The organism is Candidatus Competibacter denitrificans Run_A_D11 (assembly GCF_001051235.1).
In the GTDB taxonomy this organism is placed as follows: domain Bacteria; phylum Pseudomonadota; class Gammaproteobacteria; order Competibacterales; family Competibacteraceae; genus Competibacter_A; species Competibacter_A denitrificans.
On sequence record NZ_CBTJ020000054.1, the window covers coordinates 1 to 20,362 of the forward strand.

At 58.4% G+C, this 20,362-nt stretch carries 18 protein-coding genes; 14 read left to right on the forward strand and 4 right to left on the reverse strand.

Annotated features, from left to right (window positions below; translation table 11 throughout):
• Nucleotides 1–55: 55 nt before the first annotated feature.
• Nucleotides 56–403: a hypothetical protein gene (locus BN873_RS11405; protein ID WP_053085323.1), complete on the reverse strand. Its 348-nt coding sequence runs from the start codon at nucleotides 401–403 to the stop codon at nucleotides 56–58.
• A gap of 289 nt (nucleotides 404–692) precedes the next feature.
• On the opposite strand from BN873_RS11405, the gene apaG reads away from it, so the two are divergent.
• The 6 genes from apaG (at nucleotide 693) to BN873_RS11435 (ending at nucleotide 7,810) form a co-directional block, all read left to right on the forward strand.
• Nucleotides 693–1,079 carry a Co2+/Mg2+ efflux protein ApaG gene (gene apaG, locus BN873_RS11410; RefSeq protein WP_048673858.1) on the forward strand — a complete coding sequence of 129 codons (387 nt, stop codon included), beginning with the start codon at nucleotides 693–695 and terminating at the stop codon, nucleotides 1,077–1,079.
• Nucleotides 1,080–1,093: 14 nt separating this feature from the next.
• A complete protein-coding gene (locus BN873_RS11415) occupies nucleotides 1,094–1,702 on the forward strand; it encodes a class I SAM-dependent methyltransferase (protein WP_048673759.1) in 609 nt (202 codons plus the stop codon).
• Nucleotides 1,703–1,812: 110 nt separating this feature from the next.
• A complete protein-coding gene (gene lon, locus BN873_RS11420) occupies nucleotides 1,813–4,242 on the forward strand; it encodes an endopeptidase La (protein ID WP_048673761.1) in 2,430 nt (809 codons plus the stop codon).
• A 10-nt stretch (nucleotides 4,243–4,252) separates the two neighbouring features.
• A complete protein-coding gene (locus BN873_RS11425) occupies nucleotides 4,253–5,020 on the forward strand; it encodes a pentapeptide repeat-containing protein (RefSeq protein ID WP_053085324.1) in 768 nt (255 codons plus the stop codon).
• A gap of 45 nt (nucleotides 5,021–5,065) precedes the next feature.
• Entirely contained in the window at nucleotides 5,066–7,378 is a 2,313-nt protein-coding gene (locus BN873_RS11430; RefSeq protein WP_048673763.1) for a 2OG-Fe(II) oxygenase, read from the forward strand.
• Between the two features lie 93 nt (nucleotides 7,379–7,471).
• Nucleotides 7,472–7,810: a hypothetical protein gene (locus BN873_RS11435; RefSeq protein ID WP_139031694.1), complete on the forward strand. Its 339-nt coding sequence runs from the start codon at nucleotides 7,472–7,474 to the stop codon at nucleotides 7,808–7,810.
• 28 nt (nucleotides 7,811–7,838) lie between these two features.
• Here the strand turns inward: BN873_RS11435 and BN873_RS11440 are convergent, their stop codons facing one another.
• Nucleotides 7,839–8,360, reverse strand: coding sequence for a 6-pyruvoyl trahydropterin synthase family protein (locus tag BN873_RS11440; RefSeq protein WP_171820458.1), 522 nt, complete (start codon nucleotides 8,358–8,360; stop codon nucleotides 7,839–7,841).
• Between the two features lie 146 nt (nucleotides 8,361–8,506).
• Here BN873_RS11440 and BN873_RS11445 point away from each other — a divergent pair, with 146 nt between their 5' ends.
• On the forward strand, nucleotides 8,507–9,163 hold the full coding sequence (locus BN873_RS11445) for a hypothetical protein (RefSeq protein ID WP_139031695.1): 657 nt from the start codon (nucleotides 8,507–8,509) through the stop codon (nucleotides 9,161–9,163).
• Between the two features lie 17 nt (nucleotides 9,164–9,180).
• Here BN873_RS11445 and BN873_RS11450 read toward each other — a convergent pair whose 3' ends face one another.
• Nucleotides 9,181–10,446 (reverse strand): acetate/propionate family kinase, encoded by a 1,266-nt coding sequence (locus tag BN873_RS11450; protein WP_048673772.1) that lies wholly within the window; start codon nucleotides 10,444–10,446, stop codon nucleotides 9,181–9,183.
• A 34-nt stretch (nucleotides 10,447–10,480) separates the two neighbouring features.
• Nucleotides 10,481–11,395, reverse strand: coding sequence for a UTP--glucose-1-phosphate uridylyltransferase GalU (galU, locus tag BN873_RS11455; RefSeq protein WP_048673774.1), 915 nt, complete (start codon nucleotides 11,393–11,395; stop codon nucleotides 10,481–10,483).
• A 258-nt stretch (nucleotides 11,396–11,653) separates the two neighbouring features.
• Between galU and gmk the strand changes: the two genes are divergently transcribed.
• From gmk to BN873_RS11490, 7 genes are all read left to right on the forward strand, one after another.
• On the forward strand, nucleotides 11,654–12,268 hold the full coding sequence (gene gmk / locus BN873_RS11460; RefSeq protein WP_048673862.1) for a guanylate kinase: 615 nt from the start codon (nucleotides 11,654–11,656) through the stop codon (nucleotides 12,266–12,268).
• Between the two features lie 72 nt (nucleotides 12,269–12,340).
• The gene (gene rpoZ, locus BN873_RS11465; RefSeq protein WP_048673776.1) at nucleotides 12,341–12,625 is read left to right on the forward strand and encodes a DNA-directed RNA polymerase subunit omega; all 285 of its coding nucleotides are present in this window, start codon (nucleotides 12,341–12,343) and stop codon (nucleotides 12,623–12,625) included.
• Nucleotides 12,626–12,664: 39 nt separating this feature from the next.
• Nucleotides 12,665–14,938, forward strand: coding sequence for a RelA/SpoT family protein (locus BN873_RS11470; protein ID WP_082161237.1), 2,274 nt, complete (start codon nucleotides 12,665–12,667; stop codon nucleotides 14,936–14,938).
• A gap of 96 nt (nucleotides 14,939–15,034) precedes the next feature.
• Nucleotides 15,035–15,421: a RidA family protein gene (locus BN873_RS11475; protein WP_048673778.1), complete on the forward strand. Its 387-nt coding sequence runs from the start codon at nucleotides 15,035–15,037 to the stop codon at nucleotides 15,419–15,421.
• Between the two features lie 47 nt (nucleotides 15,422–15,468).
• Nucleotides 15,469–17,568: an ATP-dependent DNA helicase RecG gene (gene recG, locus BN873_RS11480; RefSeq protein ID WP_048673780.1), complete on the forward strand. Its 2,100-nt coding sequence runs from the start codon at nucleotides 15,469–15,471 to the stop codon at nucleotides 17,566–17,568.
• Nucleotides 17,508–19,619, forward strand: a complete 2,112-nt coding sequence (locus tag BN873_RS18810) for an ExeA family protein (protein ID WP_139031696.1) — start codon at nucleotides 17,508–17,510, stop codon at nucleotides 19,617–19,619. The genes recG and BN873_RS18810 overlap by 61 nt, the downstream gene beginning before the upstream one ends.
• 1 nt (nucleotide 19,620) lies before the next feature.
• A complete protein-coding gene (locus BN873_RS11490; protein WP_048673782.1) occupies nucleotides 19,621–20,358 on the forward strand; it encodes a general secretion pathway protein GspB in 738 nt (245 codons plus the stop codon).
• The last annotated feature ends 4 nt before the right edge of the window (nucleotides 20,359–20,362 follow it).

Consider the following 20,362-nt stretch of genomic DNA (forward strand, 5'->3'; position numbering starts at 1 on the left):
AGCTGGTTTGAGGCGAAACTCGCTATCATCCGCCCCGCCATCCGCACCTATCTGACTAATCCACTTTACAGGCTACCGGCAACTGCGTAACTCCTACACCGTAATAAAACAGTCGTGCGGGATCGTAGCCGTGGGTTAGGAAAGGCTCAATCAGTTGCGGTGGTTCCGCCGTCAAGGGCAAACCGCTGGATGCGCCTACCACCTGGTCGCCGATCCAGACGAGCACCATCACGCTGGCTGGGTTATCGACATATCTTTGAAGATAGTTCTCCTCGTAAGCTACGGTACCCTGGTACAGATAGGGATACTCCCAAAAGACTTGGATGCGTAGCCGCGCCAGATCAGGCAGGTAGGGATTAATAGCGTTGCCGGATAGGCGCTGAAGGCGCGGTTCTTCGGACATGCGGTCGCTTCGCTAAGGTTTATAGAGGCATGGCTAACATATTCTGAACGAAGTATAAAATCCATCCCAAACGCTTGGTCAGCGCCACTCCGACAGAATAGCGCCTCAAGCATCTTGCCGGAGTTTCATCACCGACTCTTTCAGCGGCGGCGGTTACCTGCGTATAGGCTCACAGCGAATAATTGCTACAATCAACCATTCCCTATCACCTCAACCACCGATGATCGGCGTTGCCGAGCGCGATACCGACCACCGAAAGCCCACCGCCACGTTCTGGAGCCGACCGCTAATGGCGAAGCACAAGACGGACTACCGTATCACGGTCGCCGCTCAGGCCTTCTACCTGGAGGATCAATCCGATCCGGCGCATGACCGCTATGTATTTGCCTACACTGTGGCGATCCAGAACCAAGGCAATATCCCCGCCAAGCTGCTTAGCCGGCATTGGATCATCACCGACTCCAACGGCAAGACCGAGGAAGTGCGCGGCGAGGGAGTTGTTGGTGAACAACCGTACCTGCGCCCCAGTGAGGGTTTTCAATACACCAGCGGTGCCATCTTGGAAACGTCGGTCGGCAGTATGCAAGGCAGCTACCAGATGCTCGCTGATGATGGCGTACTGTTCGATGCCGAGATCCCGGCCTTCGTACTGTCTATCCCCCGTACCCTCCACTGACGCGGACACCTATTTTGTCGTTGCGACATAGCTATACTGTTCTGGCGCCGGTCTATGACACCTTTGTGGCGCCCTTTACCTTGGCTGCGCGGCAAAGCAACCTGGCGTTATTACCGAAGGCGGCAAGCACCGAGGTGCTTCTGGTCGGCATCGGCAGCGGTCTTGATATCCCGTTACTGCCGCGCGGGCCACGCTACACCGGCATTGATTTAACACCTGCGATGCTAGAGCGCGCTCGTCGCAAGGCCACTGCCGAAAAGCTAGACATCCAACTCGATATCGGCGATGCCCGTGCTCTGCCTTACCCGGCTGCCGCCTTCGATGCGGTGGTATTACACCTGATTTTGGCGGTGGCGCCATGCCCTGAGCGAGTCCTGGCCGAAAGCGTGCGAGTGCTGCGGCCCGGTGGCCAAATGTTGGTGTTTGATAAATTTTTGCGACCGGGCCAAAGTGCTCCCTTGCGACGGCTCATCAGTCCGTTTGTGGGGCTACTGGCGACCCATACTGATGTCGTGTTCGAGCAGTTGCTCGCCCAAACACGGAGCCTGGAGGTCGTATCCGATACACCAACGCTGGCCAGGGGTTGGTTTCGGCGCATCGTACTGCGCAAACGCGCTAGCTAAGGCGGTTACACGGTCGCCGTCCATCGGCGATGAACCAGTGCATCTGGCACTTGATAATTCCTTGGTTCGTCCGCATTTAGGGAGAAATTTCCCTAGCCGCGAGAAACAGCATGACTGATCACGAAATCGAAGCTCTGGAAGCGGAGGTCGTGCGCGAAGGCGAGGCTCCCGAAACCACAGTCGCCAATACCATCGTCGCCGCCGCCGATATTCTGCCCAACACGCTTTATCTGTTGCCACTGTCGGAACGGCCGTTTTTCCCGGCGCAGGCGCTGCCTTTGCTGCTGAATGAAGAACCGTGGTTGCCGACCGTCGAAGCGGCTGCCAATCGCGATCAGCGGGTAATCGGCCTGATTCTGGTCAAGCCCGACAGCGCCGAGAAGGCTGAAAGCCCCGCCGATTTTTACGAAGTCGGCACCGTGGCGCGGATGCACCAACTCGCCCGCAATGAGGGCAGGCTGCAATTCATCGCCCAAGGCTTGAAGCGTTTTCGCGTTCAAAGCTGGTTGTCCACCACAGCGCCGTATCATGTCCAAGTCGAGTATCTGAACGAGGAAGACACAGCGGGCATTGAGGAACTGCGCGCCTATTCGCTGGCGGTGATCAATACGCTCAAGGAGCTAATCCCGCTCAACCCGTTGTATTCTGAGGAATTGAAGTTCTTCCTCAACCGCTTCAACACCCATGATCCCTCGCCGCTAGCCGATTTCGCCGCCAGCCTGACTACCGCCAGCAAGGAAGAATTGCAGGATATTCTGGCGACCGCGCCAATTCTGGAGCGGATGAAAAAAGTCATTGTGCTGATCAAAAAGGAATTGGAAGTCGCCCAGCTTCAGACCCACATCCGCAAGCAGGTCGAGGAGAAGATGAGCGAGCACCAGCGCAAATTCTTCTTGCGCGAGCAGCTCAAGACCATCCAGCAGGAACTCGGTATCGCCAAGGACGACCGCACCGCCGACGGTGACCGTTTCCGCGAGCGGCTGGCCAGCAAAACCGTGCCTGAAGCGGCCATGAAGCGGATCGAGGAAGAGCTGGAGAAACTGGCGATTTTGGAAACCGGCTCGCCAGAATACGCCGTCACCCGCAATTATCTGGATGTGATGACCGAATTGCCGTGGGGCGTGTATTCCACCGACAATCTGGATTTGAAGCATGGCCGCGAAATTCTCGACCGTGACCATGACGGGCTGGGCGATGTGAAAGACCGCATCATCGAGTTTCTGGCGGTGGGCGCACTGAAAGGTCAAGTCGGCGGTTCGATCATTTTGCTAGTCGGCCCGCCCGGCGTTGGCAAGACCTCCATTGGCCGCTCGGTGGCCGATGCGCTGGAGCGTAAATTCTACCGCTTCAGTCTGGGTGGGATGCGCGATGAGGCCGAAATCAAGGGTCATCGCCGCACTTACATCGGCGCGCTGCCGGGCAAGTTCATTCAAGCATTGCGCGAATCGAAGACCGCCAACCCGATCATCATGCTAGACGAGATCGACAAGATCGGTGCGTCGTTCCGAGGCGATCCGGCCTCTGCTTTGCTGGAAGTGCTTGATCCTGAACAGAACACCGAGTTTCTGGATCATTACCTGGATGTGCGTTTCGATCTGTCCAAGGTGTTGTTCATCTGCACCGCCAACCAGCTCGACACCATTCCAGGGCCGCTGCTGGATCGGATGGAAACCATCCGGCTGTCCGGTTACATCACCGATGAAAAGGTGCAAATCGCCCGCAACCATCTGTGGCCGAAACTGCTGGAGCGCAGCGGCCTGGCGCGCGACCGCATCCAGCTTGACGATGCGGTATTGCGCCAGATCATTGAGGGTTACGCCCGCGAGGCTGGCGTGCGCAATCTGGAAAAACAACTGGGCCGGATCGTGCGCAAGATCGCGGTGGAAATTGTCCAGGGCCGCGAAGGCTCCATCACGGTGGAGACCGCGCAACTCGATGATTACCTGGGCAAACCGCCGTTCAAGCTGGAAACGCTGATGTCCGGCGTCGGCGTGGTGACCGGCTTGGCCTGGACCGCGATGGGCGGGGTGACGCTGACCATTGAGGCCAGCCTGGTTCACACCAAGAACCGGGGCTTCAAGCTGACCGGCCGACTGGGTGAGGTGATGCAGGAATCGGCTAACATTGCCTACAGTTACGTCAGCGCCCATCTGAAGGATTACCAGGCCGACCCGAAGTTCTTCGATGAAGCGTTCGTCCACCTGCACGTCCCGGAGGGCGCCACGCCCAAGGACGGTCCCAGCGCTGGCATTACCATGGCCAGCGCCTTGCTGTCGCTGGCCCGTGGCCAAGCACCGAATCGGCCGCTGGCGATGACTGGCGAACTGAGCTTGACCGGCCAGGTGTTGCCGGTGGGCGGAATTCGCGAGAAAGTGATCGCTGCCCGGCGGGTGGGTCTATTCGAGCTGATTTTGCCGGAAGGCTGTCGGGGCGATGTCGAAGAGTTACCGGATCATGTCAAGGAAGGCGTGACCATTCACTTTGTCGAACACTTCCGCCAGGTGGTTGAGGTGATCTTCAATCCGCCCGCTGCCGCATGAGAGGTTTTTCGTGACGCCGTATCGCCGCGCTCCTGGCTTCTGGTCGCCGTTTTGTCTGCTGGTTTTGCTCTATTCGCCGGTGGTCAGTTGGGGAGCGTGTGACGATCAACCCGCGCAGCGAGTCAATTGGCTTGGTTGCGATAAGCAAGGCGTGGATTTACAAGGTATGGATTTGCGCGGCGCGGTGTTGACCCAGGTTAATTTCAGCGACGCCAAGCTGGCCGACGCCAAGCTAAGCGGTGCGGATTTGGGGCGGGCGATCCTGAGTCGAGCCGATGTATCCGGCGCGTCGCTGTTCGGCGCTCGCCTGGTAGCAGCGACTTTAGAACACGCGCGGTTTAGCGGGGCCAATCTGGTTGGCGCGCGGCTGGATCGAGCGATATTGAAACAAGCGGATTTGAGTCAAGCGGATCTTAGCGAGGCACGATTGTATCAAGCGGACTTGAGCGGTGCCGATTTGCGCGATGCGAAATTGATAAAGGCCAATCTGGCACAAGCCAATTTGACCAACGCTCAGCTCGCGGGCGTCGATTTGAGCGAGGCGGTGCTGAATCGAGCGGTTTTGGAGAATGCCGTGCTCAACAAGGCCAAGCTTTACCGTGCCCGGCTGGATGGAGCCAATTTGTTGATGGTGGATTTCACCGGTGCCGATTTAGCGGAAGCCACCTTGGCGGATGCACGGATTGACGGCGCAAAATTCACCGACGCCAAGCTCGATAGCACGATTTGGACGGACCGCCGCCGCTGCCGGCCCGGATCGGTTGGGGAATGTCGCTAAGGTCTCGCAGCCACCCAACCCAAACTTGCAACAGAGATTTTCTTTATGGTTACCATCACCACTGCACTGGCCAAAATTCTCCAAAAAATTCAGCGCCCCGGCGATTTTTACGCCAGTGGTGTCACCGAGATTTTTACCCCTTCCTTGGCGGTGACTGGAATCGGCCCAATTGCCTTACCACTATTACCGGTTCAGGCCGAACAACTGATTGCCGTTGCCGAGCAAGCCCCCTATGGCCGGGGCGAAGAAACCTTGGTGGATACGCAAGTGCGGCGGACCTGGCAGATCGAAGCCGCCCGCGTCGAACTCGGCGGTCGCCACTGGCAAAGCGCGCTGGATCGAATCGTTAAGCAAGCCGTAACGGGTCTGGGGGTTAGCCAACCGGTGACGGCGGAGCTGTACAAACTGCTGGTCTATGACGCCGGTAGCTTTTTTGTCAGTCACCGAGACACCGAAAAAGCACCCGGCATGTTCGCCACCCTGATTATCGTGTTGCCTTCTCCTTACACCGGTGGCGAATTGCGAATCCAGCATGGGGATCGAGAAGCACGTCTGGATCTGCAACGTACCGACCCTTCAGAGGTAGCGTTTGCCGCGTTTTATGCCGATTGTCTGCACGAAATCCTGCCCATCACCTCCGGCTGGCGATTGACCCTGGTTTATAACCTGCTGCTCCGTCCTGCGAAGGGGCGGCTGCCCGAACCGCCGAGTTACCAGGCTGAACAAGCCATCATCGTCAAGCTGTTGCGCGACTGGACTGCTGCGAAAAACTCACCAGATGACGATTCTCCAGAAAAGCTGATCTACCCCTTGCAACACGCTTACACCCCAGCGGCGCTGGCGTTCGATACGCTAAAAGGGGCGGATGCCGCCATTGCCTCAGCCCTAATCCCCGCCGCAGAACAGGCCGACTGCGATCTCCATTTGGCGCTGGTTTCCATCAAGGAAAGCGGCCCGGCTGAATATGAGGATTATTACTCTTCACGCCGTCGTCGGGGGCGCTCGGACCATGATGAGGAATCTTTCGAGATCGTCGAGGTGGCCGACCGAACCACCACCTTGAGCGAATGGCAGCGCGCCGATGGAAAAACAGCCGAACTGGGTGAATTTCCCTTTGAAGACAATGAGCTATGCCCACCCGATGCGTTCGATAAACTAAAACCGGACGAGCAGCATTTTCAAGAAGCCACCGGTAATGAAGGCGCTTCCTTTGAGCGCACATATCGCCGGGCCGGTCTGGTGTTGTGGCCCCGCACACGTTGGCTAGCGGTGCTAAACGGCGGTGGCTTGTCAGTGACCTTGCCTTATCTGGAGGAACTGACCCAGGACTGGGTGGCCAGTGGCGCTGACTGTGATGCCGCCCAATGGCGCGAAGCGCATGAGTTGACCAGCCACATGCTGCGCACATGGCCAAACATAGAGCCTTATGAAGGGCCTTATATCGAGCAAAGGTCAACTGCCAGCATTGAAACCCGAATGTTGACGTTACTTAACCAACTGCGGGATTCGGAGCGCATCACTAACTTCATCAGCGAAACGGCCGCCGTCGGCATTTACAGTGAGGATCAAAACGTCGCTTTGGTGGAAGCACTGGCTTTATTGCCGACGGCGCAGGCCGCTGACTTTCTCCAATGCATTGTTTCCAGGAATGCTGCGCGCGCCCCTGCCGCTTGTAGCGATCTGTTAGTGCGCTGCGCGGCGCTGCCGGTTATCAGCAGCAAGATGGATTTGGCGGCTATAGCGCACAGTGTGGTTGATGCGCTGCCTCAAGACCCGGCCGTCTCCCAACAATATTCCTGGCAGCGACGCTCACCGGTCAGGCGGGATTTCGTTGTCACGATCCTGCACGCACTGAATCGGATTGATCCTGCGCTGGCCCAGCGTGCGGTAGTCCATATGCTGGCTTATCCCAAAACCTATGACTTCGACCGTGTGTTGGTTCCCGCTGCGCTCATTGTGAGTCAAACGGCAGCGGATCAAGAACAACCTGCGAGTCAACAACTCGCCAATGCCTGCCTGACACACCTGCACGCTCGGATCGCGGAAGATTTACAACCGCCGGCTAATTGGTATCGCGACAGCACTTTAAGGTGTCAGTGTGGGTACTGTGCGGAACTGAGCCGCTTTCTGGCCGATCCTGAGCAGCAGATGTGGACATTCAAAGCCATCGGCGGAATCCGCGACCATGTTGAGGAGTCGATTCGCAGCAACCAATGCGATCTGGATTACATCACCGATAAACGCGGACGGCCCTTTACTTTAGTCTGTAGTAAAAATCAGGCCAGTTATGACCGGCGGGTTCAGCAGCGCCAAAAGGATCTTAAAGATGCGGCACAGTTGAAGGCGATAGCCATTTGAATTTGAACTGACGCTACCACGGCTAGCTTGACAATGGTCAAAAAATATGCTGCGATGCACACAAAATTAAACTTACGGAATCTAATGAATCTCATGAAGGCGGACAGGGTATTACAGCGTCATCATGCGGCAAGCTTAATGGCCATGCAGTGCGCGGTGCGGGTCAGCGGACTCATGGGTATTGGGATGATCGGTTCCTTCCGTAAGGGGTTGGACACCTATATGCTGTGCCTGCAACATAGTGCCAGCTATGTGAAAAACGCTCACCTGGGTGATACGCCTGAAGCGGTGTCGGCTTATGCCGACGTGATGAGCGAGTGCGTCGAGAAATCCTGGCAAGACTACCGCAACACCTTGCAGATTATATTGCTGACACAGGACGAAGCCCTGATTTGGGCTAGCAAAATCGACCGGGCGCTGACCAACGTTTGATCTTGAGCACCACAGCTCTGCTCGGAATTTAGCGGTTAAAGCGCACCGAATAGGTCGCCCCCTGTCCGCGCGATTCATCAATACGCAAGCGCGCTGCTAATATCCGCTCACGCCAGGACACCGCCTGATCTTGCGTCAATACGTGCCAAAATCGCTCGAAGAAAAGCTGGGTCAGGTTCTCAACGGTGATGTTGTCCACATCCAGGATCGCCACCTCGTCCATCGGCAGCACATAGCGTTTACCGCACAATCGGAAGTTATATTCTCCCTCTGGGCCGGGTAAAAGAATGAACCATGGATTGGCGCCAGCCAGTAAGACTTTCTCGTCCCAGCTATCACACACTGAGCGCAGCGCTTGCTTGAAGGCCGCATAGCTGAGCATTTGCGCCAAGGTCGGGGCGGTGAGTTCTACTTCGAGCGTCACCTCGTAGTTATGGCCATGCAAGCTCTCCTTGCTCCCATCTGGAAACACCGTCATATGGGCGGCAGAAAATTTGAGATTGTCCTTACGAATGTGGAGCTTCCAACTCCGCTGGTCGTGTCCAGTCATGTTGTCGCCCCCGTTGAATCGGCGGATCGCACCGCCGAGATTGCAAACCGTCTTATTGTACCGTGCCGCGAAACGCTTATTTGAGTGTAGCCGGTTTCTGCCGACGGCCATAATCGTCAGGTGTACCTTCAACCGCAGGACAGGCCATGCAAAGTCGGTTAATGGCCGGACCAGGAACCAACTTGAATGCCATTAGCCCAACGGTCAGCGGAAACCCTCCCTCGCTCCATCCAGCGGAAATCGACGACATGACCCAGCACCCAACAATGCCTCGTTACCGGTATCCCCGACTGCGCTGGTTTGGCCGGATTTTGGGGTTACTCTATCTCTTGGTCACCGCTCTGTTCGGGCCGATCAAATCGCTCGCGCGCTGGTTGGCGGGACAAAAGACTGTCCAGCGCTACCAGAGAGGCGTGGCCAATCTGCCGCCCAGTGCGGCTCTAGCGCTATCGCTGCTGTCGCTGGTCGGCCTGGAAGTATCCAAAGTGGCGGTTTTGTTGAGCTACCGCTATTTCGGATTGGCGGCAGCGGTCGTCGTCACCCTCTGCGCCAAAGCCAGCTTGGGCTATTTCGCTCACCTCACCTGGCAAGCCGCGCGCCCACGGGTGATCGCAGCCTATCCATGGGTAGCGCGCGTAGACGCCTGGGTCATGGCACGTCTGGCACAACTGCGGGATTTTCGCGACCGCTGGGTGGTTTATCTGCGCAAGCAGCCCTGGTATAGCGCCAGCCGTACCATGATCACCCTCTTGCGCAAACAGGCCGTTGGGCTTATCGAACGAATCAATGCCGGCAAAGCCTAAGCCAGCGGGTCACGCTATCAACCCAAGACCAACGTCCTGGTATGGCGGGCTATAATCAACTCCTCGTTGGTCGGTAGCACCCACACTGCGGTTCGGCTACCGGCCTGATCAATGCGGGTAGAATCATTGGCGTTGGCCTCTGCATCCAAGCGAATGCCGAGCCAGGCCGACCGGGTACAGACCTGTTCGCGCACCGTCGCGGCGTGTTCACCGATGCCTCCAGTGAAGACCAGCGCATCCAATCCGCCCAGCGCTGCCGCCAGCGAACCCATCTCACGGGCGATTCGATACGTGAAATACTCGACCGCCAGCTTGGCATTGGGATCACTGCTGGCCAGCAATTCGCGCATGTCGTTACTGACTCCCGACAACCCCAGCAGGCCGGATTGCTTGTAGAGCAGATTGTTCAAATCACGCACGCCCATCCCGTGCCGCTCCAGCAGGTAGAGCACCACACCCGGATCAAGCGAACCGCTGCGCGTCCCCATCGGTAAGCCTTCGACGGCGGTGAAGCCCATGGTGGTGGCTACGCTTTGACCATCCTGCATCGCGCACATGCTGGCACCGTTGCCAAGATGGGCGACCACGGTTCGACCCGTGGCTGCCGTTCCCATTTTTTCCGCCAACGCGCCGGCGATATATTCATAGGATAAGCCGTGGAACCCGTAGCGTTGAACGCCCTCCTGCCGGTAGATCAACGGTAGGGCGAACAGCCGAGCCACTTCCGGCTGACCAAAATGGAATGCAGTGTCGAAGCAAGCCACCTGCGGCAGATCAGGCAGCACGGCGCTCAGTGCGCGGATGCCGGCCAGATTGTGTGGCTGGTGCAGCGGCGCCAGCGGGATGAACGTCGCTAAACGGCTCATGATTTCGGGCGTTAAGCGCTGCGGGTCGCTAAATTCCTTGCCGCCATGCACCACGCGATGCCCTGCGGCAACCACATCCGGCAGATCGGGTTTTTCCTTGAGCCAGCTTAATAAATCGCGTAGCGCGGCCTGGTGATCGTAGACCTCACCGTCTGCTGCCGATGGCTGGGTATCGGTCGCCCGGCGGCGATAATCGGCGCCCGCTTTTCGATAACGGCCAGCCGGTGGCGCCGGTCGCACCTCGATCAACACCTTGCCTGCGGCATCGAACGCCTTGAAGTGGGGAGTTTCCTCGCCAATGCTCTCCAGCAAACCCCGGCAGACCAGAGGCAAATCATGACGGTTCTCCGGCAAAGCGAATACCGAGAATTTGATACTCGATGAACCGGCGTTGATGACCAACAACCCTTGCGACATTCGGATACCCTCACAGATCGCTGGCTTTGCTTGATTAGCCTTCGACGGGCGGCGCGGATTTGTCGAGCCGATGGGTGTTGGCCCGCAAATAGGCTTGAAACTCTTCGCCCAATTCCGGGTGGCGTGCGCCGTATTCGACCGTGGCGATTAGATAACCGAGCTTGCTGCCGCAATCATGACGCCGACCGGAAAACTCATACGCCAAGACCTGTTCTTCGTTCAATAACGCAGCGATGCCATCGGTGAGCTGGATTTCATTACCAGCCCCACGCGGGGTATTTTCCAATAAATCGAAGATCCGTGGTGTCAGGATATAGCGACCGACCACCGCCAGATTGGAGGGTGCATCAGCGGGTTTTGGCTTTTCGACGATGTTATCGACGTTGCTGATCCGGCTGGCAAACGGCAGTGGCCGAACGATGCCGTATTTGTTGGTCTCTTCCGGCGGTACCCGCTCCACGCCGAGAATCGAGCACTGGTATTTATTGAAATGCCGGGCCATCTGGCTCAACGCCCCGCCCTCTCGTGCATCTTCTTCTATCAGATCGTCGGCCAGGATGATGGCAAAGGGTTCATTACCCACCACCGGCCGGGCGCACAGTACCGCGTGCCCTAGCCCTAAGGCCTCGGCTTGCCGGACGTAAACGCATTCAACTCGAGGTGGCACAATACTACGCACGATCTGGAGCAGGTCGGTTTTACCGCGCGTTTCCAACTCGACTTCCAATTCGTAGGCTTTATCGAAATGGTCGGCGATGGCGTTCTTGGTGCGGCCGATAATGAAGACCAACGTATCGACCCCGGCTGCGACCGCTTCCTCAACCCCGTATTGAATCAAAGGCTTATCAACGATAGGCAGCATTTCTTTCGGGCTGGCCTTGGTCGCCGGCAGGAATCGGGTGCCGAGGCCGGCGACCGGAAATACCGCTTTGCGCACTTGCCGTTTCATTCTCGTGTCTCTCCCCACGGGTTAGTTGGTTATTGGGTTGAATTGGCTACTGGGCATTCTCCGGCATCCCGCCCAGCCGAACAAGTGAAACCCCATCCAGCGAGCGATCCTCGGCACCCAAAAACAAGAGAGCCGAGAGTATTGGGCAAATTTTGCGCCAACGGTAATTCGTGACATCATTGAACAGGCAAGCCCCGCTTAGGCGTGCTCCGCACTGAACCCTTCTTTTTGTTTTTAGGCACAAGCACTGGCAAGGAAATGACGACTGGTAACCTCTACATCGTTGCCGCTCCCTCAGGAGCCGGCAAGACCAGCTTGGTCAATAAGCTGGTGGAAACCACGCCAGGCGTGGTTGTTTCCGTCTCGCACACCACCCGCTCACCACGGCCGGGTGAAAAAGACGGCACGCATTATCACTTTGTGTCTATGCCCACGTTCAAAGCGATGCTGGCCGATGGGTTATTTTTGGAGCAAGCCTGCGTCTTTGATCATTGCTATGGCACAAGCCGAGCAGCGGTCTCGGCACAGCGCGAAGCCGGCTTGGATGTGATTCTGGAAATCGATTGGCAGGGTGCCCGCCAGGTACGAACCCTGCTGCCAGAGTGCGCGAGCATCTTTATCTTGCCGCCATCGCGGCGGGTGTTGTACCAACGCTTGATGGCTCGAGGCCAGGATAGTCACGAAACCATCGACCGACGCATGGCCGCTGCGCTGGATGAGCTATCCCATTACGCTGAATTCGATTACTTGGTGGTCAATGACCGCTTTGACGAAGCGCTGGACGCGCTGCGTGCTATTGTGATCGCCAATCGCCAATGCCGGGAAACGCAGTTGGAACGCCAAAGGCGATTGTTACAGACGCTCTTGTCTTAACGGCTTTTTTCTGATTAGACTGCAAAATCCGCACTACCCAAATACTGCTTTTAGGCTTGGAGAACGCCATCGATGGCTCGCATCACTGTTGAAGATTGTCTTGATCATGTAGAAAACCGTTTCGAGCTGGTGCTGATCGCCGCGCGCCGCGCCCGCGATCTCGCTCTTGGCAAGGAAGCGCTGGTCCCCTGGGAAAACGACAAACCGACTGTCGTGGCGCTGCGCGAACTGGCCGAGGGTAGACTCAATCATCTGGTCAAGGCCAAGTATGGTCATAAACCAGCGACAACAGCGACAACCCCGGACCCGCTCCCTGACCCCGCCGCCGACGCCACTACGGCGACTGCGACGGAGTAATTGACTGAGCCACCACAATTGATCGGGAGCGAAGTCGTGATGAGCGCGCCGTTGCGGGAAACCCGAAACGAGCTACAGCCGCTCGGGCAACTTCCCGTCGATGACGAGTGGCTGGATGATTTACGGCTGCGCATTGATGATTTCTGCGCGCTCGTAGCCGAATACCTAGAACCGGAGCAGGTCGAGGAGCAGCGAGCCGCCTGCCGCTTCGCCGCCGAGGCTCACGCCGGCGTCTACCGGAAAAGTGGTGAGCCTTATATTTTCCATCCGTTAGCCGTCGCCCGTATTCTCGCCAACGTCCGTTTCGATCACGAAACCCTGCTCGCCGCTCTACTGCATGACGTCATCGAAGACACGCATCACACCAAAGAACATATCAGCGCCCAGTTTGGGCTGGAAGTTGCCGAACTGGTGGATGGTGTCAGCAAACTGACCCAGATCCAGTTCAACTCCAAGCTGGAAGCGCAGGCCGAAAATTTCCGCAAGATGTTTCTGGCGATGGCCAAAGATCTGCGGGTGATCATGATCAAGCTGGCCGACCGCCTGCACAATATGCGCACGCTAGGCTCGATGCGGTCGGAATCGCGGCGACGCATCGCCCGCGAAACCTTGGAAATCTACGCCCCTATCGCCGGTCGGCTCGGCATGAACCATTTGCGCCAAGAACTGGAAGATTTGGGCCTCAACCACCTCTACCCGTTCCGCTTCCGCGTGCTCCAGGAAGCGGTGCGCAAAATGAGCGGCAATCGCCGCGAAATCGTTAGCCAAATGGAAGCTCGCATTGATGCTCATCTTCAGCAAGAAGGGATCAGCGCGCGCGTCCTCGGTCGCAACAAGCATATTTGGGGCATCTATCAAAAGATGCGTGGCAAGCTGCCGCTGCCGCTTCAAGAGCACTCGACCAGACCGGCCCATGATTCAGATCGTGCGGCGGCCCGCAAAACCAGGGCGTTCCGGGAGGTCTATGATGTGTATGCGGTGCGGATCATCGTCGATAGCGTCGATACCTGCTATCGGGTGCTCGGCATGGCGCATAGCCTTTACAAACCGATCATGGGCCGTTTCAAAGATTACATCGCTATTCCCAAGGCCAACGGTTATCAGTCGCTACACACCGTGCTGTTCGGCCCCGGCGGGGTCCCGATTGAGCTGCAAATCCGTACCGAAGAAATGCACGTCATGGCCGAGGTCGGTGTTGCCGCACACTGGCGTTATAAGCCTGATGGGCAAGATGAAGATGGGCGTGCCCAGCAGCGGGTACGCGAATGGTTGCGCAAGCTCTTGGACATGCAGCGCCGGGCTGGCGATCCGGTCGATTTCCTGGAAAGCGTCAAGATCGACCTGTTTCCCGACGAAGTTTATGTATTCACCCCGCGCGGGGAGATCATCGAACTGCCCCGTGGGGCCACGGCCGTCGATTTCGCCTACACCATCCATTCCGATGTCGGCAACACCTGCGTTGGCGCGCGCGTGGATCGTCGGTTGGTGCCGCTCCGTACCCCGTTATCAACGGGTCAGACCGTCGAGGTCATTATCACTCCGACGGCCCGACCCAATCCGGCTTGGCTCAATTTCGTGGTGACCGCCAAGGCCCGCGCCAGCATTCGCCATTATCTAAAACACCTGCAACGCGATGAAGCGATTCTCCTTGGCAAGCGCCTTCTGGAAAAGTCGTTGGCTGGTCGGGTCAATGGCTTAAACGAGCTGCCGCCTGAGCGGATCAAGGCCCTGGTGCGGGAATTCAATTTAACCCGCTTCGATGAATTATTGGCCGAAATCGGCTTGGGTAACCGAGTCGCGGCATTGATCGCCAAACGGTTGTTGCCCGACAGCGAACAAGAAGCACCACCGCCGTCTTCCGATGCCAGCGCACAACCGCTGCTGATTAAGGGCACCGAAGGGACTGTGGTCAGTTTCGGCAAATGCTGTCGGCCGGTTCCTGGTGATGCCATCATCGGCTTTCTCAACACCGGGCGCGGTATCGTTGTGCACCGGGACCATTGCAAGAATGTCACCGGCTATAAGAAAAGCGCCGAAAAATGGATTGAGGTGGAATGGGCGCAAAACATTGCTGCCGAGTTTAGCGCGGAGTTGCGACTGGAGATCGTCAACCAGCGCGGAGCGCTGGCTACCATCGCTGCGGCGATCTCAGAGACTGACACCAACATCGAGACCATCAACACTGTGGAGCGTGACGGCAGCACCATCACCATGTATTTGCTGCTCAACGTCCGGGGCCGCAGCCACTTGGCGCGCGTGATGCGCCGACTGCGCACCTTACCAGAAACCATGAAATTGGCCCGGCGCGGTTAGCGGCCCTACTCCATCGCTCGGTCATCGCTCGCTCCAGTCCATGAGCGACTCTCTTGAAACCCATCGATCATCCCTAGCCCCTTAGGAGCGCGCGCCATGCCCCGCGAGATCATCAGCACCAGCCAAGCTCCCGCCGCCATCGGTACTTATTCCCAAGCGGTTAAGGTCGGCGATACCGTTTATTTGTCCGGCCAGATCCCGCTCGATCCCGTCGCCATGCAACTGGTGACTGGCGACATCAGCGCTCAGATTCGCCAGGTGTTTGACAATCTCAAGGCGGTCGCGCAGGCCGCCGGAGGTAGCCTGGCCGATACCGTCAAACTCAATGTATTTTTAACCGATCTGAGCCATTTTGCCGCGGTCAACCAGATCATGGCCGAGTACTTCCATGAACCGTATCCGGCCCGCGCGGCTATCGGTGTCGCTGCGTTGCCACGCGGCGCCCAGGTCGAAATGGATGCAGTTCTGGTGCTTGGGCAATAAGCCGTCGGCTGGCTCGAAAGCCGTTTTAAGCCGACCAGAACGCCAAGATGCCTGACGCGGCTCGGTCATTGCTCCAGGAACCGCGCCCGGTCACGGTGTTACCGGGCGTTGGGCCAAAGCTGGCTGAGCGGCTAGCGCGGTTGGGTATTTACACCGCTGAAGACGTGCTGTTGCATTTGCCGCTGCGCTATCAGGATCGCAGCCGCATTACTCCGATCAGTGGGTTAGTAGCCGGCGCGGAAGCGCAGATCGAAGGCGAAATCGTCGGTAGCGAAGTAACCGAACGTGGCCGGCGCTTCCTGCTTTGCACCCTGCGTGATCTTACCGGTGAACTGACACTGCGTTTTTTCCACTTCAGTCCGGCCCAGCGCCAGTTGTTTGGCCAAGTGGGCGCTCGGTTGCGCTGTTTCGGCGAAGTTCGCCAGGGCTATACCAGCCTGGAAATGATTCATCCTGAATGCCGTAGACTCGATGGCGACTCGCCGCCGGTTTCCGATCAACTGACCCCGGTTTATCCTAGCACCGCCGATTTGCAACAATTCACGCTACGCGCTCTAACCGACCAAGCCTTGATCCTACTGGATACGGCGGCGCTGTTACCGGAATGGCTACCACCCGCTTTGCGGCTGCAACTGCAACTGATGTCGGTGGCAGAAGCCGTCGGTTTCCTGCACCGGCCACCAAGCGATGCACCGGTAGCCGAGTTGGACAGCGGCCGACATCCTGCAAGACGACGGCTGGCATTCGAAGAGTTACTTGCTCATCAGCTCAGCTTGCGGCAACTGCGTGAGCGAGTGCGGCAACAAGCCGCGCCCCCGCTGCTTGGTGATGGCGGATTAAGTCAACGGTTTCTGGAACGGTTGCCCTTCGCGCTCACCGGCGCTCAGCAGCGCGTATTGGCCGAGATTGCCGCCGATCTTACCCAGCCGCGCCCGATGCAGCGCTTACTCCAGGGGGATGTCGGCTCCGGTAAGACGGTGGTTGCCGCTGCTGCCGCCTTACGGGCGGTGGAAAGTGGTGGGCAAGCGGTGCTGATGGCGCCCACCGAATTATTGGCCGAACAGCATTACCGCAATTTTCAGGATTGGCTGGGTGGGCTTGGGGTTGAAATCGCGTGGCTGACCGGTCGGTTGCTGGGCCGAGCGCGCAAAGCGCTGTTAGAGCGACTGGCCAGCGGCGCTGTTCAGGTCGCGGTCGGCACGCACGCCCTGTTCCAGGAATCGGTGGTTTTTGCTGATTTGGCCCTCGCCATCGTCGATGAGCAGCATCGCTTCGGCGTCCACCAGCGGCTGGCGCTGCGCGATAAGGGCCGCCAAGGGCAGCGTTGCCCACACCAGCTCATCATGACCGCCACGCCGATTCCCCGTACCTTGGCGATGAGTGCTTACGCCGATCTTGATACGTCGGTCCTTGATGAGCTACCGCCCGGTCGTCGTCCGGTGAAAACGGTCGCAGTGCCTGACCACCGCCGTGAGGAAGTGATTGAACGGATTCGGCAGGCGTGCCGTGGCGGCCGCCAGGCGTATTGGGTCTGTCCGCTGATTGAGGAGTCGGAGGTATTGGAATGCCAAGCGGCAGCGGTCACTGCTGAGCGCCTGACGGCAATTCTGCCGGAACTGCGGGTAGGTCTGGTACACGGTCGCCAGTCAGCCGCAGATAAGGAAACAGTGATGGCCACTTTCAAGGCCGGCGGGCTGGATTTATTGGTGGCGACGACAGTCATCGAGGTCGGGGTTGATGTCGCCAACGCCAGCCTGATGATCGTGGAAAACGCCGAACGGCTGGGTCTGGCGCAATTGCATCAGTTGCGGGGCCGGGTGGGGCGTGGCGCGACGAATAGCAGTTGCGTGCTGCTGTATCGGCCACCGCTTTCACAGATCGCCTACGCCCGGCTGAGTACGTTGCGGGAATGCAACGACGGTTTTGAGATTGCCCGCCGTGATCTGGAACTGCGCGGCCCTGGCGAGGTGCTCGGCACCCGACAAACCGGTGGACAGAGCTTGCGGGTTGCCGATCTGCTACGCGATCAGGACTTGTTAAACGCGGCACGTTACGCCGCCGACCGGCTGTTGCGCGACCATCCCGATTGCGTCGAACCGTTGATTCGGCGTTGGATCGGCGTCGGCGCACGCTATGGCGAGGTCTAGCGATGTACGCTGAGCATTTCGGGCTACGCGAGCCGCCGTTTGCCCTGACCCCGGACCCCGCCTATGTCTATCTAAGCCGCCACCATCGGGAAGCATTGGCCCATTTGCTGTACGGCACTGACGAAAATGGTGGCTTTGTCCAATTGACTGGCGAGGTCGGCACCGGAAAAACCACCCTGGTTCGTGCCTTGCTGGAACAGGGCTTGGAACAGGTAGATATTGCCTTGTGCCTGAACCCACGTCTGACGGTTGAAGAATTGCTGGCCACCGTCTGTGATGAACTGGGCGTTACTTATTTGCCGGAGCACGCCAGCCTGAAAGTACTGGTGGATGCGCTCAACGGCCATTTGTTGCGTGCCCATGCAGCGGGTCGGCGCACGGTCTTGATCATCGATGAGGCGCAAAATCTGAGCCGCGAAGTGCTGGAGCAGATTCGCCTGTTGACCAACCTGGAAACCACCAAACATAAGTTGCTGCGTATCATTCTGGTCGGTCAGCCGGAGTTGAGGCAGTTTTTGGCGCGTTCGGATTTGCGGCAATTAGCCCAGCGCATTACCGCCCGCTATCATTTGTCGCCGCTTGATTCGGCGGAAACTGCCGCTTATATCGACCATCGGCTGCGCGTCGCGGGGGGTCGGGACAATGTGTTCAATCGTGGCGCGCTACGAGCCGTTGACCGGCTTTCCGGGGGCATTCCACGGCTGATCAACATCATTTGCGACCGTGCTCTGCTTGGCGCTTATAGCCAGAACGCGCATCGGGTCAGCACGGCCATTGTCCGCCAAGCGGCACGCGAAACGTTACAGAGCCAAACGCGCGGATTACCAAAACGCTTTACGTTCGGCTGGCGGGCGTTTGCGCTGAGCGTCATTGGCTTGGCCTTGATCGGTGTCGGGCGCTGGTTGCCGCGCGTTGATTCTCCGCCGGTTGCCGCCCTAGCTGATTTATCGCCAACCGTGGCAACGCCGCCATTACGCACTCCATCGCCTTTTATCGCCGCGCCGCTTGCCGCTGATACCGGAAAAACCGGCCGAGCGCTTCCCACCGCCGCAGGCCGTCTGGCGCCAATGGCAACAACCCATTCGACCTTGCCGCTACCATTACCGTTGCCATTGCCAATATCTGAGGTACTGCCAGACCTGGCAGCCACTGTGGGATTGGATGCTCTATCACCGATGCCACCCGACAAGAGCACGCCAACGTCAATATCCGTACCCAACGCAGCGTCTCAATCACTGGCTTTGGCGCCCAAGATCCTGGCGGTATCGCCGCCTTCAGCCGCGACCGCTGTTTCGCCATTACCCCCGACGCGACCCTCCGTACCGCCGTCCCCTATCTCTGCCTTGGCACCAAGCCCGGAAATCGGCAACGCCATCAGCCTGACACCTCCGGCTGCCAGCCTGAACTCACCGTCAGTTCCCGAAACAAGTCCAGCGACTTTGGCGGCCCTTTTAGACAGTGCCCGCAACGAAAATCTCAACGACCGCCTATTGGCTCTTTGGGATGTTCCACCGCTGCAAGGACGCGCGGCTGCGTTTTGCGAACAGATCAAAACCCGCGCACTGCGCTGTCTGTCCGGTCAAGGTGATTGGGACGCATTGCGGCGTTTTGATCACCCCGCCGTGCTGCGGCTGGTTCAGAAGGGCATAACCATACCGGTATTGCTCCGTGCGCTCGGTGCAGACCAAGCGACGTTGGAGATTGCCGGTCAGCGGATCACGGTCCCCATAGAGCAACTCAAGCCGCTCTGGAGCGGTTACTATCTTTTGCTATGGAAACTGCAAACCGATCAGCCGATTATCGGACCCGGCAATAACGGTGAGGCGGTGCGCTGGCTGCGCCGTCGGTTGGCCATGGCGACCAGCCAATCGATTCCTGCAACCCTCTCGGAGGCATTCGATGCGGATTTGGGAAAACAGGTGCGCGCATTTCAGCAGAGTCAGGGACTCGAACCAGACGGCATCGCAGGAGGGCAAACGCTGGTTTTGCTGAATCATCTCGCGCCGTTGCCGGGTACTCCGCTGTTGAGCCGACCGCATCGGGAACCTTGAGATGTCGTATATCCTCGATGCCCTGCGCAAGGCGGAACACGACCGTCATCGTGGGCGACCGCCACATCCGGTCACGTCCACCGCGTGGAGTCCTGCCACCCGCCATAGCCGGTGGCTTTGGGTGGGTGCGGGAATCGGTTTGAGCGGCAATATCGCACTGCTGATTTATTTACTGTTTCGGCCACAACCGGTAGCAGAGCCGATCCCTGTAGTAGCGCCGGCACCCGTATCTGTCGTCCCCGCACCGCTGGAACCCACTGCACCGATCATCGCGCCAAAAGCGCCAGGTGTTGAACTGCTACCAACGACGCCGGTCTTGCCAGCAAGCGTCGCCCCGCTCAACACGCCAGCGAGTAGCCCACCAACACCTGCGCGCCCATCAAGCAAAGTACCGGCTAGCGCTTCACTGCCTCCCACGCGCGTGCCGACCCCCGTTGGCCACGAACGGCGCCGGGAGCTGACTGCAAAACCAACCGCCGGAGGCCCCTCCGTGACCTTCGGCCCGGAACCACCTCCCCTGCTGGAGATGCTACCGGCTAGTGCGCGGCGCGGGCTACCAGCCAAGCTCGACATTCATGTGTACAGCCCGGATGCGGACAAACGGTTCGTGGTCCTCAACGGCCGGCGTTATCGTGAAGGGGAATCCATTGGCGAAGGCGCTGTACTGGAAACGGTCACGCCCGCCGGAGCCACCGTGCGCCAAGGGAGCCGGCGGTTCCGGTTAGCCGTGCCCCGCTAACCGG

Coding starts and splice junctions, on each gene's coding strand:
- gmk (WP_048673862.1), top strand. CDS start 11,654: ATGACGACTGGTAACCTCTACATCGTTGCCGCTCCCTCAGGAGCCGGC.
- lon (WP_048673761.1), top strand. CDS start 1,813: ATGACTGATCACGAAATCGAAGCTCTGGAAGCGGAGGTCGTGCGCGAA.
- galU (WP_048673774.1), bottom strand. CDS start 11,395: ATGAAACGGCAAGTGCGCAAAGCGGTATTTCCGGTCGCCGGCCTCGGC.
- BN873_RS11470 (WP_082161237.1), top strand. CDS start 12,665: ATGAGCGCGCCGTTGCGGGAAACCCGAAACGAGCTACAGCCGCTCGGG.
- apaG (WP_048673858.1), top strand. CDS start 693: ATGGCGAAGCACAAGACGGACTACCGTATCACGGTCGCCGCTCAGGCC.
- BN873_RS11450 (WP_048673772.1), bottom strand. CDS start 10,446: ATGTCGCAAGGGTTGTTGGTCATCAACGCCGGTTCATCGAGTATCAAA.
- BN873_RS11440 (WP_171820458.1), bottom strand. CDS start 8,360: ATGACTGGACACGACCAGCGGAGTTGGAAGCTCCACATTCGTAAGGAC.
- BN873_RS11405 (WP_053085323.1), bottom strand. CDS start 403: ATGTCCGAAGAACCGCGCCTTCAGCGCCTATCCGGCAACGCTATTAAT.
- BN873_RS11490 (WP_048673782.1), top strand. CDS start 19,621: ATGTCGTATATCCTCGATGCCCTGCGCAAGGCGGAACACGACCGTCAT.
- BN873_RS11435 (WP_139031694.1), top strand. CDS start 7,472: ATGAAGGCGGACAGGGTATTACAGCGTCATCATGCGGCAAGCTTAATG.
- recG (WP_048673780.1), top strand. CDS start 15,469: ATGCCTGACGCGGCTCGGTCATTGCTCCAGGAACCGCGCCCGGTCACG.
- BN873_RS11475 (WP_048673778.1), top strand. CDS start 15,035: ATGCCCCGCGAGATCATCAGCACCAGCCAAGCTCCCGCCGCCATCGGT.
- BN873_RS11445 (WP_139031695.1), top strand. CDS start 8,507: ATGCAAAGTCGGTTAATGGCCGGACCAGGAACCAACTTGAATGCCATT.
- BN873_RS11430 (WP_048673763.1), top strand. CDS start 5,066: ATGGTTACCATCACCACTGCACTGGCCAAAATTCTCCAAAAAATTCAG.
- rpoZ (WP_048673776.1), top strand. CDS start 12,341: ATGGCTCGCATCACTGTTGAAGATTGTCTTGATCATGTAGAAAACCGT.